This is a genomic window from Castellaniella hirudinis (assembly GCF_047468865.1).
In the GTDB taxonomy this organism is placed as follows: domain Bacteria; phylum Pseudomonadota; class Gammaproteobacteria; order Burkholderiales; family Burkholderiaceae_B; genus Castellaniella; species Castellaniella hirudinis_A.
This window is the reverse complement of sequence record NZ_JBLGTV010000006.1, coordinates 1-16,491: the sequence shown is the minus strand read 5'-3', so window position 1 is coordinate 16,491 and position 16,491 is coordinate 1. Positions and strand designations below refer to the sequence as shown.

The 16,491-nt window shown below is 64.8% G+C and carries 14 protein-coding genes and 1 pseudogene; 4 read left to right on the top strand and 11 right to left on the bottom strand.

Annotation, left to right across the window (positions count from 1 at the left end; all coding sequences use genetic code 11):
• Window positions 1-14: 14 nt before the first annotated feature.
• The 3 genes and pseudogenes from ACMHYJ_RS09180 to ACMHYJ_RS09170 form a co-directional block, all read right to left on the bottom strand.
• Window positions 15-476, bottom strand: a complete 462-nt coding sequence (locus ACMHYJ_RS09180) for a universal stress protein (RefSeq protein ID WP_414245879.1) — start codon at window positions 474-476, stop codon at window positions 15-17.
• Window positions 477-543: 67 nt separating this feature from the next.
• Window positions 544-909 carry a TIGR01244 family sulfur transferase gene (locus ACMHYJ_RS09175; RefSeq protein ID WP_414246027.1) on the bottom strand — a complete coding sequence of 122 codons (366 nt, stop codon included), beginning with the start codon at window positions 907-909 and terminating at the stop codon, window positions 544-546.
• Between the two features lie 72 nt (window positions 910-981).
• A pseudogene (locus ACMHYJ_RS09170) lies at window positions 982-1,740 on the bottom strand (ChbG/HpnK family deacetylase); the annotation flags it as partial.
• On the opposite strand from ACMHYJ_RS09170, the gene ACMHYJ_RS09165 reads away from it, so the two are divergent.
• Entirely contained in the window at window positions 1,739-2,131 is a 393-nt protein-coding gene (locus ACMHYJ_RS09165; protein ID WP_414245878.1) for a GtrA family protein, read from the top strand. The pseudogene ACMHYJ_RS09170 and the gene ACMHYJ_RS09165 overlap by 2 nt on opposite strands.
• On the opposite strand, the gene ACMHYJ_RS09160 is transcribed toward ACMHYJ_RS09165, so the two are convergent.
• Both ACMHYJ_RS09160 and ACMHYJ_RS09155 read right to left on the bottom strand, forming a co-directional pair.
• Window positions 2,091-3,746: an ArnT family glycosyltransferase gene (locus ACMHYJ_RS09160; protein WP_414245877.1), complete on the bottom strand. Its 1,656-nt coding sequence runs from the start codon at window positions 3,744-3,746 to the stop codon at window positions 2,091-2,093. The two genes, ACMHYJ_RS09165 and ACMHYJ_RS09160, sit on opposite strands and share 41 nt — an antisense overlap.
• On the bottom strand, window positions 3,743-4,717 hold the full coding sequence (locus tag ACMHYJ_RS09155) for a glycosyltransferase family 2 protein (protein ID WP_414245876.1): 975 nt from the start codon (window positions 4,715-4,717) through the stop codon (window positions 3,743-3,745). Before ACMHYJ_RS09155 ends, ACMHYJ_RS09160 begins: the two co-directional genes overlap by 4 nt.
• A gap of 210 nt (window positions 4,718-4,927) precedes the next feature.
• On the opposite strand from ACMHYJ_RS09155, the gene ACMHYJ_RS09150 reads away from it, so the two are divergent.
• Genes ACMHYJ_RS09150 through ACMHYJ_RS09140 form a run of 3 tightly spaced genes read left to right on the top strand, consistent with a single transcriptional unit; the run spans window position 4,928 to window position 7,148 of the window.
• Window positions 4,928-5,350: a group III truncated hemoglobin gene (locus ACMHYJ_RS09150; RefSeq protein WP_414245875.1), complete on the top strand. Its 423-nt coding sequence runs from the start codon at window positions 4,928-4,930 to the stop codon at window positions 5,348-5,350.
• Complete coding sequence (locus ACMHYJ_RS09145; RefSeq protein ID WP_414245874.1) at window positions 5,328-6,650, top strand: NnrS family protein; 1,323 nt, start codon at window positions 5,328-5,330, stop codon at window positions 6,648-6,650. The genes ACMHYJ_RS09150 and ACMHYJ_RS09145 overlap by 23 nt, the downstream gene beginning before the upstream one ends.
• 12 nt (window positions 6,651-6,662) lie before the next feature.
• A complete protein-coding gene (locus ACMHYJ_RS09140) occupies window positions 6,663-7,148 on the top strand; it encodes an RrF2 family transcriptional regulator (protein ID WP_414245873.1) in 486 nt (161 codons plus the stop codon).
• Window positions 7,149-7,152: 4 nt separating this feature from the next.
• Here ACMHYJ_RS09140 and ACMHYJ_RS09135 read toward each other — a convergent pair whose 3' ends face one another.
• From ACMHYJ_RS09135 to ACMHYJ_RS09110, 6 genes are all read right to left on the bottom strand, one after another.
• Window positions 7,153-7,899: a peptidylprolyl isomerase gene (locus ACMHYJ_RS09135; RefSeq protein ID WP_414245872.1), complete on the bottom strand. Its 747-nt coding sequence runs from the start codon at window positions 7,897-7,899 to the stop codon at window positions 7,153-7,155.
• 63 nt (window positions 7,900-7,962) lie between these two features.
• On the bottom strand, window positions 7,963-8,655 hold the full coding sequence (narI, locus tag ACMHYJ_RS09130) for a respiratory nitrate reductase subunit gamma (RefSeq protein WP_414245871.1): 693 nt from the start codon (window positions 8,653-8,655) through the stop codon (window positions 7,963-7,965).
• Window positions 8,656-8,665: 10 nt separating this feature from the next.
• Window positions 8,666-9,355 carry a nitrate reductase molybdenum cofactor assembly chaperone gene (gene narJ / locus ACMHYJ_RS09125; RefSeq protein ID WP_414245870.1) on the bottom strand — a complete coding sequence of 230 codons (690 nt, stop codon included), beginning with the start codon at window positions 9,353-9,355 and terminating at the stop codon, window positions 8,666-8,668.
• A 9-nt stretch (window positions 9,356-9,364) separates the two neighbouring features.
• A complete protein-coding gene (gene narH / locus ACMHYJ_RS09120) occupies window positions 9,365-10,906 on the bottom strand; it encodes a nitrate reductase subunit beta (protein ID WP_414245869.1) in 1,542 nt (513 codons plus the stop codon).
• A gap of 12 nt (window positions 10,907-10,918) precedes the next feature.
• Window positions 10,919-14,674 carry a nitrate reductase subunit alpha gene (locus tag ACMHYJ_RS09115; protein WP_414245868.1) on the bottom strand — a complete coding sequence of 1,252 codons (3,756 nt, stop codon included), beginning with the start codon at window positions 14,672-14,674 and terminating at the stop codon, window positions 10,919-10,921.
• Between the two features lie 112 nt (window positions 14,675-14,786).
• Complete coding sequence (locus tag ACMHYJ_RS09110; RefSeq protein WP_414245867.1) at window positions 14,787-16,208, bottom strand: NarK family nitrate/nitrite MFS transporter; 1,422 nt, start codon at window positions 16,206-16,208, stop codon at window positions 14,787-14,789.
• Window positions 16,209-16,491 lie beyond the last annotated feature (283 nt).

The window sequence follows — 16,491 nt, the reverse complement described above, 5'->3', positions numbered from 1 at the left end:
TGGACGGCAAAGGATTATTCGTTTTCCTTTACCCGGTAGACCAGTGTGGCGACCTTGGCCAGGCCCAGAACCTTGACCGTGACGCTGCCCAGCAGCAGGCGCGACAGACCGCTGCGCCCATGGCTGCCGATGAAGATCAGGTCGCAGTTTTCTTCTTTGGCGGCGTGCACGATGCCGTCCGCCACATTGAAGTTGGACACGGCCTTGGCGGAGGCCTTCACCCCCGCGGTCGCGGCGCGGTCGAGCACCTGCTGCAGATATTTCTGGGCCTGTTCGGCGGCGGTGCGGTCGTAGTCTTCGTCGGTAATGGCATACGCGGCGGCCATGCCATCGAAACCCACGGTGGCGGCAAACGGCTGCGAAACATGCAGCGCGACGATTTCCGCCCCGATGGTGCGGGCGAAGCAAACGCCTTTATTGGCAGCCTGGGCCGATAGCTTGGAGCCATCGGTGGGAATGAGGATTTTCTTGAACATAGAGAGCATCCGAGAGCGTTTCAGGAAACTTCAGCATACCTGCTGCGCCGCAGAAATGACAGCGGGATCAGCCCTGAGGTTGACGTGGCGCAGGGTCTTGCGCCGCCTGAAAGAGCTTGGTGCAGCGCGCGCCCGAACGGCAATAGGCCAGCACCGGGGCGGGCAGTGCGCGCAGCAACTGGGCGAAATCGGCCACGTCGGCCAGACTGATCGCCGCCCCGTTGACCGGCTGATAGCGCGCCTGCAGACCGGCGGCCTGGGCAGCCCGCAGGACGTCGTCGGAAAGGGGCTGGTCGGGGCCGCCCTCGCCGTCGGGCCGATTGATGATGACGGAGCGAAAGCCCGCATCGGCCACGGCCTGCATATCGGCGGCCTGCAGCTGGGGCGCGACGGAAAAATCCGGGGTCAGGGTCTGGATGGGAAGATGGGTCATGGGAAATCCTTTGCGGGTAATGCCTTGCACGATGGACAGTTGGTGGCGGGCCAGCCCGTCCGCCATCGGCGCGCCGGCCAGCACGGCATATTCGGCCTGGCGCTGCGATGACAGCGGGTCTTGGGCATCCGCGCCCAGGGCGGGATGACACATCAGGACATCGTTGTCCCGGGCCTGCGCCAGCCAGCGCGACAGCCACGCCGCATAAGCCTGGGTGCCGCCGGTAAAATCATACACGCCCAAAAAGCCCGGGTTATGGAAAAACCCTGCCGCCCGTGCCTGCCGGCCCAGACGGGCGGCCCCCAAGCCGGCAATCACCAGCGCCTTGGCCCGCAGGCGCCAAGGCAAACCGGCCATCCGGGGCCGCCCGGTATAGCGGATCCAGGGCTGGGGGCCGGGCAGTTGGCCCAGGGCCTGCAGCAGGGGCGCGCGTATCCCGGGCAGTTGGTGGACATGCTGATGGCCATCGACGTAGTCCGGCGGACGGCCGACCAGTGCCTGGAAACGCTGCAGCTGGCGCGTCACCCCCTGGCGGATCAGTTCGGCAGGCAGGCGCTGCGTATAGGCCCGGACGATCAGCTGGCGCAGAGGCAGGCACAAACCGTCCTGGCCGAAATACTCGGTGAAGTTCAGGTGCAGGCCCAGCTGCAAGCGGGTCTCGCGCAGGGCCGCCATCCCCGACACCGCGGTCGGGCCGTCCACCAGCACGCTGGTGGCCGACAGGCGCCCCTGGGCGGCCAGGGCCAGGATGCCCGCATCCACCGCGGGGCTCATCCCATAGTCGTCGGCGCACACTACAATGCGACGGTCGTTTTTGCAATCAGGTTCCATGTTCGGAAAACTCGCTACCCAGATCGGCTGGTTCGTCATTGTAGGCTGCGCCGCCGCCGCCACCCATTGGGCCGTGGCCGTGGCCTGCGTGGCCTGGGCCGGCATGGCACCCCTGGTGGCCAACGTCGCGGGCTGGCTGGTCGCCTTCGGGGTCTCTTTCGCCGGGCACTACCGCTTGACGTTCCGGCACCAGCACGCCCCGCTGCGCCGGGCCGCCGGGCGGTTTTTCCTGGTCTCGGCCCTGGGCTTCGCCATCAACGAGACCGCCTATGCCACCCTGCTGCGCCTGACCTCGATCCCCTACGACATCCTGCTGGCGCTGGTGCTGATCGGCATCGCGGGGATGACGTTCATTCTGGGGCGCTGCTGGGCGTTTCGGCACAACCGCTGAGAACCTGGCCGGTCTCGATGTGCCACAAGCCCATTTTCCGGGTTTGCGCCACGGGAGCCAGGCCGGCGAGGGCGGGCAGGCGGTCGGCTTCGTCCAGCCAGGCCAGCAGCCAGGTGCCGGGCTGGCCGGGGTGGCAGAGTTCCGCCTGCAGGCGGGCCGGCAGCCACAGCCGCTCGCGGCCCGCCTCGGGGTCGAACAGGGCGGCATCGGCCAGCTCGCGCCGCCAGTCGTCCCCCTGCATCACGCCGGGGGCATCCCATTGGGTCACCGCCACCACGGGCTGCCGCCAGCCGGCATACAGCGGGACATCGTAGGCGTACTGATTGAACATCACCAGTTGTTCGCCCGGCGCCGCCGCGCGCGCCAGGGCCTGCGCCAGCGGCTTGCTGCTGCGCTGCGGGAAAGCCAGCAGCACCGCCACGGCCATCAGGCAGATCAAGACCGCCACCAGGGCATGCCGCGCCAGGCTGCGCGTCACACCGGGCGCGGTTTCGGCCTGGCGCTGCTCGAAGGTTTCCTGGATGAACCAGGCCAGAGGGGGCAATACCGCAATCACATAACCCACCAGCTTGGAGCTGGGGATGGAGAAGAACACCAGGACGACCGCCAGCCAGGAAAGCATCAGCCCGCGCAGCACGCCTCGGTCGACCTGCTCGACACGCCGCGCAGGCGGAACGAAATCGGCCTGCAGCGGCCCGTGCAAAGTCAGCCAGCGCCACAGCTGGATGGACCAGGGCAGGGTCAGGCCCAGCACGACCGGCAGATAGAACCAGAACGGATGCGGGTTGTTGAAGCCGGTTTCCAGGAAACGCTGGAAATGCTGGTAGACGATGTAGTAATCGAAGAACCCGGGATAGCGCAGCTGCATCGCCACCATCCAGGGCAAGGTCAGGGCCAGGAACAGCAGCAGGCCGGGCCACCACAGCAGGCGGCCCAGGGCGCGGTACTGGCGCCGCCCCAGCAGCCAGAAAAACAGCACGCCGCCCGGCAGCACCACGCCGATCAGGCCCTTGGCCATGAACCCGGCGGCCGCCAAGGCATACATCGCCCCCAGGGACCAGCGATCCGGGCGCTGTTGAGCGCGGCGGAACACCGCATCGGCCCCGGCCATCACCGTCAGGCTGATCAAGGCCGCCACCAGCATGTCCAGGTTGGCATAGTGCGCCGCGCCGAACAAGAACGGCTGCACGGCTAGGATGAACGCCGCCCGGCGGGCGGCGCTGTGGCGCGCATAGCGGCGCAGAAACACATAGAACACCGTCACGAGCACCGTCGCCGACAGCACCGACACCAGCCGCCCGGCCCAGGCATTGTCGCCAAACACGGCCAGCGCGCCCGCGGTCAGCCAGTAGAACAGGGGCGGCTTATGAAAAAAGGGCATGCCGTCCAGCATGGGGGTCAGGTAGTCGCCGCTGGCCAGCATCGACCAGGCCACCCCCACATAACGGCCTTCGTCGGGCAGCAGCAGGGGATAGACCCAGGTGGTGGCGGCCAGCCACAGGAAAGTGCCCAAGGCCACCCAGCCCCAGGCGGCGCGGGCCTGCAGGCCGAGCCAGACGGCCTGGGCGCAATCGACCAGGCGGACGCCGGTCTGGCGCAGCGCGGACAGCATCATGTCTTTTCTCCATGGCCGGCGGCGGGCGCGGCGCCGTCCGCCTGGATTTTTTCGCGTACCAGATAGACGGGCCGGGCCTTCACCTCGGTGAAAATGCGCGCAATGTATTCACCCACCACCCCCAGGGACATCAGGTTGACCCCGGAAAAGAACAGCACCACGGTGATCAAGGTGGGCCAGCCCCGGACAGGGTCGCCGAAGATCAGGTAGGTCACGATGATATACAGGCCATACGCAAAGGCCGCCAGCGACAGGCAGGCCCCCAGCAGGCTCAAGAGCCGCAGGGGCCAGGTGGTGAACGCCGTCAGGCCATCGACGGCGAAGCGCAGCAGCTTCAGGGGCCGAAACGTGGTGCGCCCATGGCGCCGCTGCGCCGGCGTGTAGGGCATGGGCTCGGCCTCGAAACCCACCCAGGCGAACAAGCCTTTCATGAAGCGGTCACGTTCGGGCAAGCGCAGCAGGGCATCGACCACCACGCGATCCATCAGGCGGAAATCGCCCGCATTGGGCGGGACGGTCAAGCCCCCGGACGTGCGCATCAGAAAATAGAACAGGCGGGTGCCGATGCGCTTGAACGCGCTTTCGTCCTGCCGGGTGGCCCGCACGGCATAGACCATCTGGATCCCGTCGCGCCACCGCGCCAGCATGTCCAGGATCAGCCGGGGCGGATGCTGCAGATCGGCATCCAGGCAGGCGACGACATTGCCGCGCGCGGCTTCCAGGCCCGCCGTCAAGGCGGCTTCTTTGCCGAAGTTGCGCGACAGGCGGATGTACTGGATCTGAGGATGCAGGCCGCACCAATGCCGCAGCAAGTCGGGCGTGCCATCCGTGCTGCCGTCATCGACCACAATGATTTCCAGCCGATCCACCTGGGACGCCAGTGTCGCCAGCAGGTCGGGCAGCAAAATACCCAGGTTGGCCTGCTCATTCAGGCAGGGCACGACGCAAGACAAAAAAACAGGCTTGGACATGAGCATCGGATGGAGGAGGATCGACAATCGGGGCCAGCCCCGGCAAGTTCATGATGATAACCTGAAGCCCCGGCAAAACCATGGCTGTGGTGCGGCGGTGGACGACGGACGCCTGCCCGGCGGCGGCGGATGCTTATGGCGCTGGGCGCTTTACCTTCAAGCATAAAGATACCTATAATAGGCATCTTCAAATACGGATCGCGCACCAACATGGACGACCCCTTTGTCTGCACCGAAGACGAGATCACCACCCTCGTCCATCATTTTTACCGCCGCGTGCGCCAGGACGACATCCTGGGGCCCGTGTTCGACGCCCACATCCACGATTGGGACGAACACCTGGAACGCATGGTCCGGTTCTGGTCCTCGCTGCTGCGCCGCGCGGGCACCTACAGCGGCACGCCCATGCCGCGCCACGTCGCCCTGCCCGGCCTGGACGGCCCCATGTTCGTGCGCTGGCTGGATCTGTTCCGCCAGACCCTGGCCGAATTCGACAACCCCGCCTTCGCGGCCCAGGCGCAGGATTTCGCCCAGCGCATTGCCCGCAGCCTCTGGTACGGCTATCAAATCAGCCGCCAGCCCACCCAACCCGTCACGGAGTTCGACGAAAATGTCTCGTCTGCTGAACGTTGAAGAACCTGCCGCCGCCCCGCCCGCCGGGCCCTCGATGGCGGCCTTCCTGGCCCTGGGCTTTCGCCCCCTGTACATCGCCGGCGCCGGCTGGGCGGTCATTTCCATCGCGCTCTGGATTTTCACCCCCCAGTTGCTGGGTGAGCCCCTGTCCCTGGTCGCCTGGCACGCCCACGAAATGCTGTGGGGCTTCATCATCACGATCGCCATCGGCTTCCTGCTGACTGCCAGCGCCACCTGGACGGGCTTCAACCCGCTCCAGGGCAAGCCCCTGGCCGCCCTCTGCGTGCTGTGGTGTATTGCGCGCGCGGGGTTCCTGCTGGGCGGCATCGACGGCTTCTGGGTCGCCACGGCGGCCGAGCTGCTGTTCTTCCTGGGGGCGGCCATCGCGCTGGGACGGGTCATGGTCAAGGGCCGCAGCCGCCGCAACTACGGCCTGCCGATACTGATCCTGGCCCTGGGCATCGCCGACCTGCTGTTCCTGCTGGCCGCGCTGGACGGCAACCACATCATCCTGATGGAGCGCTTCGATCTGGGCCTGATCGGCATGGCGATCGTCGCCCTGCTGATCGCCCGCCGGGTGGTGCCGTTCTTCGCCATGCGCATGGTGCAGGGTCTGAAAATCCCCATGCTGACCAAATCCGGCCAGGCGCAGATGATCTTCAGCGCCCTGGCCCTGGTGGCGGGCGTCCTGGTGCAGATCACCGGCACGCCCATGACGCCGGGCAGCGGCCCCCATCCGCTGCCCCTGGTCATGGCGGCCAGCCTGGCCGTCACCGGCCTGATCAGCCTGGGCCAGCTGCTGTACTGGAAACCGCTGGCCGTGCTGCGCAAGCCCATGCTCTGGATACTCTACCTGGGCTATGCCTTCCTGGGCATCGGCCTGCTGGCGGCCGCCTGGCAGTTCAGCAACCTGTTCGATCCCGCGATCCTGAACGGCGTGCTGATCCGCTCCGCCACCCACGTCCACCTCATCGGCTTGGCCGGTTTCTGTATCCTGATCATCGGCATGTTGACGCGCACGGCGCTGGGCCACCTGGGCCGCCCCCTGGCGCTGGACCGCAGCATGCTGGCCGGCCATTGGCTGATGGTGGCAGCGGTCGTCCTGCGCCTGGCCGCCCTGTGGCCCTCGCCGGCCAGCGTGCATTTGCTGCACCTGGCGGCCCTGGCCTGGATTCTGTCGCTGGGCCTGTATCTGTGGCGCTTCGTCCCCATGCTGATCCGCCCGCGCCCCGACCGCCCCGCCCCGGTGGCCGCGCCCAAACAGCCCGCCACGGCCCAGCAGCCGGCGCAGGCCCGTTGAAGCAGGCCCGCCATGCGCCTGACCAACATGAGCGACTACGCGGTGCGGCTGCTGATGTATCTCAGCAGCCACCGGGACCGCTTGTGCACCATCGCTGAAATCGCCGGCTACTACGGGATATCCGAGCCGCACCTGATGAAAATCACGCACCGTCTGGCCCAGCATGGCTGGATACGCACGGTGCGCGGAAAGAACGGCGGCATGGAACTGGCCCACGACCCGGCCGATATCCCCTTGGGGGCCTTGATCCGCGACATGGAAAACGACTTGGCCCTGGTCGAATGCATGGGCGCCGACAACCAATGCATCCTGGCCAGCCATTGCGGTCTGAAGCCCGTCATCGCCGGCGCCCTGAAAGCCTTCATGGACTACCTGGACGCCCGCAGCCTGGCCGACGTGCTGCCGCCGCGCGGCCTGGCCGCCCAGGCCCCGCCCGCCTTGCGCGGCCGGCCCGGCCCGGCGACCGTCAAGGCCGCGGCAACGGCCGGCCGGCGATAGCCGGCTATTGCACCAGCGGAGAGTCGGCCCCCTGCATGGGGATGCCCTGGATCTGGGCCCCTCCCACCAACTGCTGCAGATACTGATGGACGGCGCGCCGATAGCTGGATTCTTCCAGCCAGGCGGCCAGGCGTTCATGGACGGCCTCGAAGGGCAGCACATGGCCTTCGACCTTGCGCCCCGTGCGCACGATATGGAAACCGAACCGGGTTTCGATGAGTTCGCCCCACAGCGTGTATTCGGGCATGGCGAACACGGCTTTTTCAAATTCAGGCACCATATCGCCGCGAGTGAGTTCACCCAGCGCGCCGCCGCCAGCCCCGGTCGGACAATTGGAGAACTGACGGGCGAAATGCACGAACTGCCCCAGACCCTGGCGGTGGAGTTCGGCCAGATGCTGGTTGGCGTGCGAACGCAGCTTTTGCACATCCAGCCCGGGGGTCACCTGGAACAAAATATGCCAGACCTCGATCAGGTCGCCCTCGCGGAATTCTTCCTGGTGCTGCTGGTAATAACGCCGGCAGCTGGCCTCATCGGCCCGGGGGGTATGGACGTCCGCGGCCAGGACGGCGGCCAGCAGGGCCTCGTCGGTGTCGGCGCGGATATCCAGATCGGCGGCGCGCTGGTGGATGAGTTCGCGCAGCACGAGTTCCTGGCCGGCCGCCAGGCGCGGGTTGGATTCCTGTTCGTGCCGGGGGACTTCGGCCAGGATATCGGCTTCGGTAATGGTCGCGTCATTGACGGTAATCATGGGGTCTCCTGGAAAAAGGCCTGGGGACGGCCGGTGCCCGCAAACGGACAGCCGGCCGGACGATCAGCGACGCGGACGCACCAGTTGCCAAGGACGCACCAGAAAAGTGACCGAGCCGAAGCCGGACCACACGTGAACCAAGCGGGTAAAGGGAAAGATCACGAACAGCGTCATGCCCAGAACCATGTGCACGTGATAGACCAGCGGCACTGTTTCCATGGCGGCCACCGCCGCGCCCGGGCGCAGCGTCACGATCGCCTGGGCCCAGTCGCCCAGCAGCACCATGACCGCGCCATCGGTGTGGTGCACCGAGGTGAACAGCGTGGCCAGCCCCATCAGCAGCGTAGCCAGTATCCACAGCACAGTCACCCAATCGGACGCATGGGTGTTGTGCGCCAGCCGGACGTCGGACCAGCGGCGATGGATCAGCAGAACCAGCCCGATCAGACAGACCACCCCCAGGATGGCCCCGACGATGATCGCCAGGAGCTGTTTGAAATGCGTGGTGACCCCGAAGGCATGGTAGACGGCGGGCGGCGTGAGCAAACCCACCAAATGGGTGAAGAACAGCGCAATGATCCCGATGTGGAACAAGTTGCTGCCCCAGCGCAGGCTGCCCTGGCGCAGCATCTGGCTGGAATCGCTTTTCCAGGTGTACTGCTCGCGCTCGAAGCGGATCAGACTGCCCAGGAAAAAAATCGCCAGGGCGATGTAGGGATACACCCCGAAGAAAAACAGATTCAGTGCATCTTTCATGATGGTCTCCTTAGGCCTGGCTGCCGCTCGGATGCCGGGCGCGCACCCGCGGCGGGTGGATGACGATGGGCTGGCCCTGGCCGGGCCGGCGCATGAGCAAAGGCTCGGTGCCATCGGCCTGGGGACCGAAGGTCACCATGGTTTCCTCCATGTCGCCCTCGGGCGGATCGGGCAGAACCTCGGGTTGCACGTCCGTCATGGCGCGCAACTGGGCAAAGAGACAGGCGTATGGACTGTCGGCCTCGGCCAGCTTGTCGCCCAGGCGCGCCAGCACATGGATGGCATCGCCCAGCAAGGCCTGGGCCGCCTCGGGGGGAATCTGCCCCAGGAATTCAAGAAACAGCGGGACGTAGTCCGGCAGCTCGGTGGTGGCGGGTTCCAGGCCGTGCTTCTGGTATTCGTGCAGCAGATCCACCATGGCCTGTCCCCGGTCGCGGGATTCGCCGTGCACGTGCTCGAACAGATGCAGGGAATGCGCCGCGCGCCGGTCGAAGGTGGCGACGTATTGTTCCTGCAGGTCGATCAGATCGTCAAAGCCCCGCAGGTAGTCCAGCAGCGGCTGGATGACCGGCCGCACCGGGGCGGGCAAGGTATCCGCCAGATCCGGCAGGGCATCCAGCCAGTCTTGCTCGGGGTAGCCCAGCAAGACCGACAGCACGGAAAAGATCGGCGAGTCCTGAGTGGTCAGTGTGATGCTCATGTGTCCCCCTTATGCGGTCTTGGCCGGGTCGAGAAACACCACGGTGGGCTTGCGCTTGTTGCGCGGCTTGCCGAACAGCGAACCTTCGGAGGTGCCTTCCGAGCAGCCATTGCCAAAGGTAAAACCGCAGCCCCCCCGGATTTCAAAGGCGTTTTCGGCGTTTTCGCGGTGCGCCGTGGGGATGACAAAGCGGTCTTCGTAGTTGGCGATGGCCAGGTAGCGGTGCATGTCCTCGACCTGGTGCAGGGACAGGCCGACCTGTTCGAGAATATCCGGCCTTTCCTGGCGATCCACGGAGCGCGCCCGCATGAAGGCGCGCATGGCCAGCATGCGTTCCAGCGCCAAAGCCACCGGAGCCTCGTCGCCCGCGGTCAGCAGATTGGCCAGGTAGCGCAAGGGAATGCGCAGCGAACCAACGTCGGGGATCTCGCCGAAAGACCCGATGTGGCCGCTGTTGGCCGCCGACTGGATGGGCGAGAGCGGCGGCACGTACCAGACCATGGGCAGCGTGCGGTATTCCGGGTGCAGCGGGAAGGCGATTTTCCATTCGACGGCCATTTTGTAGACCGGCGAATTACAGGCCGCATCCAGCCAGTTTTCCGGGATGCCGTCGGCCAGCGCCTGACGGCGGACTTCGGGATCGAAGGGATCCAGGAACAGATCGAGCTGGGCCTGATACAGGTCTTTTTCGTTGGGCACGCTGGCGGCGGCCTCGATGCCGTCGGCGTCGTACAGCAGAACCCCCAGGTAGCGGATGCGCCCGACACAGGTTTCAGAGCAGACCGTGGGCATGCCGGCTTCGATGCGGGGGTAGCAGAAAATACATTTCTCGGACTTGCCGGATTTCCAGTTGTAGTAGATTTTCTTGTACGGGCAGCCGGAGATGCACATGCGCCAGCCCCGGCACTTGTCCTGGTCGATCAGCACGATGCCGTCTTCGGCGCGCTTGTAGATCGACCCGGACGGACAGCTGGCCACGCAGGTGGGGTTCAGGCAGTGTTCGCACAGGCGCGGCAGATACATCATGAAGGTGTTTTCAAACTGCCCGTAGATGTCTTTTTGCACGGCCTCGAAGTTGTAGTCCTTGGAGCGCTTGGAGAATTCGCCGCCCAGGATTTCCTCCCAGTTGGGGCCCCATTCGATTTTTTCCATACGCTGGCCGGTGATCAGCGAACGCGGCCGCGCCACCGGCGGCGTGGTGCGTTCCGGGGCCTTTTGCAGGTAGTCGTAATCGTAGGTAAAGGGCTCGTAGTAGTCGTCGATCAGGGGCAGGTTGGGGTTGGAAAAAATGCGGGACAACAGCTTCAGCCGCCCGCCCTGGCGCGGCTCGATGCGGCCATTGGCCTTGCGCCGCCACCCGCCGTTCCAGCGATCCTGGTTTTCCCAATCCTTGGGGTAGCCCACCCCCGGCTTGGTTTCCACGTTGTTGAACCAGGCGTATTCCATGCCCTCGCGGGACGTCCAGACGTTCTTGCAGGTCACGGAACAGGTATGGCAACCGATGCATTTGTCCAGGTTGAGGACCATGGCGACTTGTGCGCGGATTTTCATGAGAGCTGCTCCTTATGCCTGCGTCTGGGTGGACAGTTCATGGGTTTCGTCCATCCAATCGACTTTCTTCAGTTTGCGGACCACCACGAATTCGTCGCGGTTGGAACCGACTGTCCCGTAGTAGTTGAAACCGTAGGACAGCTGCGCGTAACCGCCGATCATGTGGGTGGGCTTGACCACCGTGCGCGTGACGGAATTGTGGATGCCGCCGCGCTTGCCAGTGATCTCGGAGCCGGGCACATTGACGATTTTTTCCTGGGCGTGATACATCATGGTCATGCCCTCGGGCACGCGCTGGCTGACCACGGCCCGGGCCACCAGGGCGCCGTTGACATTGAAGACCTCGATCCAGTCGTTGTCCACGATGCCGGCCTTGGCCGCGTCGATTTCCGATATCCAGACAATCGGCCCGCCGCGCGAGAGCGTCAGCATGATCAGATTGTCGGTATAGGTGGAATGGATGCCCCATTTCTGGTGCGGGGTGATGAAGTTCAGCACCACGTGCGGTTCGCCATTGCTGAACTGCTTGTCCAGCATGGGCTTGATCGTCTTGGTATCCACCGGCGGGCGGTACACGCACAGGGATTCGCCGAAATCGCGCATCCAGGGGTGATCCTGATACAGTTCCTGGCGGCCCGTCAGGGTGCGCCAGGGGATGCATTCGTGCACATTGGTATAGCCCGCGCTATAGCTGACCTTGTCGGATTCGATCCCCGACCAGGTGGGCGAGGTGAGAATCTTGCGCGGCTGGGCCTGGATGTCGCGGAAGCGGATTTTCTCGTGCTCGCTGGAACGCACCAGGTGCGTATGGTCGCGCCCGGTGATCTTCGACAGGGCCTCCCAGGCTTTCAACGCCACGTGGCCATTGGTTTCCGGCGCCAGGGTCAGCACGGTTTCGCAGGCGTCGATGTCCGTGAAGATGCGCGGCTGGCCCTGCCCCACCCCGGGATCGCGCTCGACCCGGTTCAGTTGACGCAGGAAATCGACTTCCTCCTTGGTGTCCCAGGCAATGCCCTTGCCGCCATTGCCCAGTTTTTCGGCCAGGGGGCCCAGGGTGATGAAGCGTTGATAGACATTTTTGTAATCCCGATCGACCACCATCATATTGGGCATGGTCTTGCCCGGAATCAGGTCGCATTCGCCCTTGTGCCACTCGCGCACGTCGTAGGGATCGGTGAGTTCGCCCGGGGTGTCGTGCTGCATGGGCTGCAAGACCAGATCATGATCCGGCAGGTCGGCATCGGCCGCCAGCTCGGAAAATTTCTCGGCCAGGTGCTTGTAGATTTCCCAATCGCTGCGCGATTCCCAGATGGGATCCACCGCCGCCGACAGCGGGTGGATGAAAGGATGCATATCCGAGGTATTGAGGTCGTTTTTCTCGTACCAGGTGGCCGTGGGCAAGACGACGTCGGAGTACACGCAGGTGGTGGACATGCGGAAATCCAGCGTCACCAGGAGATCGAGCTTGCCCTGGGGCGCGTCGTCGCGCCAATTGACCTCCAGGGGCTTGCCCGCGTCCATTTCGCCCAAGTCCTTGCCCTGAACGCCATGCTGGGTGCCCAGCAGGTGCTTCAGAAAATATTCGTGGCCCTTGCCCGACGAGCCCAGGATATTGGAGCGCCAGATGAACAGGTTGCGTGGAAAGTTGTCGGGGTTGTCCGGGTCTTCGCAGGCAAATTTGAGCTGGCCGTCGCGCAGTTTCTGGATGGCATAGTCTTTCGGATCCAGGCCCGCCGCCTGGGCCTCGCGCACCACCTGCAGCGGGTTGGTCTGCAGCTGCGGCGCCGTGGGCAGCCAGCCCATGCGCTCGGCGCGCACGTTCATGTCGATCAGGCTGCCTTCGTATTTGGACGCATCAGCCAGGGGCGACAGCAGTTCGGACACCTGCAGCTTTTCGTAGCGCCATTGGTCGGTATGCGCGTAGAAGAACGACGTGCCGTTCATGTGGCGCGGCGGGCGCAGCCAGTCGAGGGCGAAGGTCAGCATGGTCCAGCCAGTCTGCGGACGCAGTTTTTCCTGCCCCACATAGTGGCACCAGCCGCCGCCGGACTGGCCCACGCAGCCGCACATCGACACCAGGTTGATGATGCCGCGATACGACATGTCCATGTGATACCAGTGGTTCAGCCCGGCCCCCAGGATGACCATGGACTTGCCTTCGGTCTTGTCGGCATTGCCGGCGAACTGGCGCGCCACGGTGATGACCTGTTCGCGCGGCACGCCCGTGATGCGTTCCTGCCAGGCCGGGGTGTAGGGCACGTCGTCGTCGAAGGAGGCCGCCACGTTGTCGCCGCCCAGGCCCCGGTCGATCCCGTAGTTGGCCACGAACAGGTCGAACACGGTGGCCACCAGGACTTCGCCTTCGGCGGTCTGCACGCGCTTGACGGGCAGGTTGCGCAGCAGGACTTCGTCGTGATCCGTGCCCTTGAAATAATCGTGGTGCACGCCGCCAAAATACGGGAAGGCCACCGGCACGACTTCGTCGTGGGCGTCGATCAGGCTAAGACGCGGCTTGACGTCGCGGCCGTCGGCGTCTTTCAGTTCCAGGTTCCACTTGCCGGCATCCTCGCCGTCTTTCTGGCCCCAGCGAAAGCCGATGGATCCCCGTGGCACGACGAGTTCGCCCGAGGCCTCGTCACAGGCCACGGTTTTCCATTCGGGGTTGTTCTGCTGACCCAGGCGGTCGGGGAAATCCGCCGCCCGCAGCTTGCGGTCGGGCACATAGCGGTCGCCCTGGCGCACCAGACGCACCAGGAACGGCATATCGGTGTACTGGCGGCAATAACGGTCGAAGTAGGCGCTCTTGCCCGCCAGGTGAAATTCTTTAAGCACCACGTGGCCCATGGCCAGCGCCAGGGCGGCATCGGTGCCTTGCTTCGGATGCAGCCAGAGGTCACCAAACTTGGCGCCCTCGGCGTAGTCCGGGAAGACCGAAATGACCTTGGCCCCGCGATAGCGGGCCTCGACCATGAAGTGCGCATCGGGCGTGCGGGTCTGGGGCACGTTGGAGCCCCACAGCATGATGAAGGTTGAGTTGTACCAGTCGGCGGACTCGCTGACGTCGGTTTGCTCGCCCCAGGTCTGCGGGCTGGAGGGGGGCAAATCGCAGTACCAGTCGTAGAAACTGAGCAGGGAGCCGCCCAGCAGGGACAGATACCGGCTGCCCGAGGCATAGGAAACCATGGACATGGCCGGGATCGGCGAAAAGCCGGCGATGCGGTCGGGGCCGTGGCGCTTGATGGTGTGGATGTTGGCCGCCGCGATGATCTCGTTGACCTCGTCCCAGCTGGCGCGCACGAAGCCGCCCAGGCCCCGCATGGACTTGTAGGATTTTGCCTTGTCGGGGTCGGATACGATCGCGGCCCAGGCCTGCACCGGCCCCAGGGTCTTGCGGTGTTCGCGCCACAGGCGCGCCAGACGACCGCGCAGCATGGGGTATTTGACCCGGTTGGCGCTGTACAGATACCAGGAAAACGAAGCCCCGCGGGGACAGCCGCGCGGCTCGTGGTTGGGCATGTCCGGCCGGGTGCGGGGGTAGTCGGTCTGCTGGGTTTCCCAGGTGACGATGCCCCCCTTGACGTAGATTTTCCAGGAACAGGACCCCGTGCAGTTGACCCCGTGCGTGGAGCGCACGATCTTGTCGTGCTGCCAGCGATTGCGATAGCCTTCCTCCCAGGTGCGGTCTTCGCGGACGACTTCGCCATGGCCATTGGAAAAAGGTTCTTTCGGGCGAGAGAAATATTTCAGTCTGTCGATGAAGTGGCTCACGATGGTTGCTCCGTAAGAAAGGGTTCGGATAAATGCCGGCTGGACGCGCACGGCCAAGGGCCCGCCACCCCCGCCTGGCGGGCCCCCGGCACAGGGGCGGTCGGCACGGGCCTCAGCATGGGATTTCGGCCTTGCCGCGCGCGTAATACCACCAGGTCACGGCAATCGAAACGGCATAAAACACCACGAAGAACATCAGGGCCGCGTCCGCGCCGCCGGTCAGATCGAAGGATGTCCCGAAGCTCTTGGGGATGAAGAAGCCGCCATAAGCCCCCATGGCCCCGCTGAACCCCAGCACGGCGGCGGACTCTTTGGCGCCTTCGGTTTCGGCCTTGGCCGTCGTGCCGGCGGCCGCGTGCCGGCGCTGCGCCAGGGTGTTGAAGATGACCGGGATCATGGCAAAGGTAGACCCATTGCCGATGCCGGTGAGAAAAAAGAGGAACAGGAAAGCCAGCAGAAAGCCCAGGAAGCTGCCTGCGGATCCCTGGCCCGGCAGCGACGCCATGACCCCCAGCACGCCCAGCACCATCCAGAAAAAGGTCCAGAACGTGACGCGGGCGCCGCCCAGGCGGTCGGACAGCCAGCCGCCGAACGGACGGGCCATCGCGCCCACCAGGGGCCCCAGCCAGGCATACTGCAGGGGCCGGATATCGGGATAGAGGTATTTGATCAGCAAGGGGAAGCCGGCTGAGAACCCGATGAACGAGCCAAAGGTGCCCAGGTACAGGAAGCACATGATCCAGTTGTGCTTGCGCTGGAAAATCACCGCCTGTTCACGAAACGAAGCCCTGGCATCGGCGATGTCGTGCATGCCCACCCAGGCCAGCATCGAAACGATGATGATGAAGGGCGCCCAGATGAAGGCGGCGTTCTGCGCCCAGATTTCTGTGGGGCCGCCATGCGTGCCGGACAGGCTGGCCACCTGTGGGTCGCCCGCCCAGGGCCCCAGGATGCCCATGGTGATGACCAGGGGCGCCAGGAACTGCACGGAGGACACCCCGAGATTGCCCAGCCCCGCATTCAGCCCCAAGGCCGAACCTTTGCGTTCTTTGGGAAAAAAGAAGCTGATATTGGCCATCGAGGAGGAGAAATTCCCCCCGCCCAGGCCGCACAGCAAGGCCAGCATCAGCATCGTGGAATACGGGGTGGCGGGGTTTTGCACCGCCAGCCCCACGCCGATGGTGGGCAGCAGCAGGCTGGCCGTGGTCAGGGCGGTCCAGCGGCGGCCGCCGAACACCGGCACCATGAACGAATAGAAAATACGCAGCGTCGCCCCGGACAGGGCCGGCAAGGCCGCCAGCCAGAACAGCTGGTTCTCGGTGTACTGGAAACCCAGGTTGGGCAGGTTGACCGCCACCACGCTCCACATTTGCCAGACGGCAAAGGCCAGGAACAGGGCGGGGATGGAAATCCAGAGATTGACGTTGGCGATGGCGCTGCCTTCGCGGGCCCAGAACGCCCGGTCTTCGGGGGTCCAGACGGTCAGCAGGCGGCCGCGTCGTTTGGATGAAGCGGCATCAGACACGTTGTTCATGCTGGGGCTCCTGTGGTGGTGATCCCAGACGATAAACCCCACGGAGAACAGGGACGATGATCTGGATCAAACCCATCCCAAAAAAATCCGGTGGGCGCCAACATCGCGCAATCGGCAAGAATCCAGATCAGTATAAGTGCCCTGACGCTGAATGACCACATCGAGGAAGAAGGAATTAGTCAGCCCTGAAATATTCATTTCGACAATCAGGAACCACTTCACGCCGCCAGAAGTGCCGGCGGTATTGAGCTGACACGGCGGTTAGTTCGGCCACTGGGTCGCC

Excerpts from the sequence above, each read along its gene's own strand:
- ACMHYJ_RS09160 (WP_414245877.1), bottom strand. The coding sequence starts at position 3,746 with ATGATGCTGTCCGCGCTGCGCCAGACCGGCGTCCGCCTGGTCGATTGC.
- ACMHYJ_RS09180 (WP_414245879.1), bottom strand. The coding sequence starts at position 476 with ATGTTCAAGAAAATCCTCATTCCCACCGATGGCTCCAAGCTATCGGCC.
- ACMHYJ_RS09165 (WP_414245878.1), top strand. The coding sequence starts at position 1,739 with ATGTTCGGAAAACTCGCTACCCAGATCGGCTGGTTCGTCATTGTAGGC.
- ACMHYJ_RS09155 (WP_414245876.1), bottom strand. The coding sequence starts at position 4,717 with ATGTCCAAGCCTGTTTTTTTGTCTTGCGTCGTGCCCTGCCTGAATGAG.
- ACMHYJ_RS09175 (WP_414246027.1), bottom strand. The coding sequence starts at position 909 with ATGACCCATCTTCCCATCCAGACCCTGACCCCGGATTTTTCCGTCGCG.
- ACMHYJ_RS09145 (WP_414245874.1), top strand. The coding sequence starts at position 5,328 with ATGTCTCGTCTGCTGAACGTTGAAGAACCTGCCGCCGCCCCGCCCGCC.
- ACMHYJ_RS09150 (WP_414245875.1), top strand. The coding sequence starts at position 4,928 with ATGGACGACCCCTTTGTCTGCACCGAAGACGAGATCACCACCCTCGTC.
- ACMHYJ_RS09135 (WP_414245872.1), bottom strand. The coding sequence starts at position 7,899 with ATGATTACCGTCAATGACGCGACCATTACCGAAGCCGATATCCTGGCC.
- narH (WP_414245869.1), bottom strand. The coding sequence starts at position 10,906 with ATGAAAATCCGCGCACAAGTCGCCATGGTCCTCAACCTGGACAAATGC.
- ACMHYJ_RS09140 (WP_414245873.1), top strand. The coding sequence starts at position 6,663 with ATGCGCCTGACCAACATGAGCGACTACGCGGTGCGGCTGCTGATGTAT.
- narJ (WP_414245870.1), bottom strand. The coding sequence starts at position 9,355 with ATGAGCATCACACTGACCACTCAGGACTCGCCGATCTTTTCCGTGCTG.
- narI (WP_414245871.1), bottom strand. The coding sequence starts at position 8,655 with ATGAAAGATGCACTGAATCTGTTTTTCTTCGGGGTGTATCCCTACATC.
- ACMHYJ_RS09110 (WP_414245867.1), bottom strand. The coding sequence starts at position 16,208 with ATGAACAACGTGTCTGATGCCGCTTCATCCAAACGACGCGGCCGCCTG.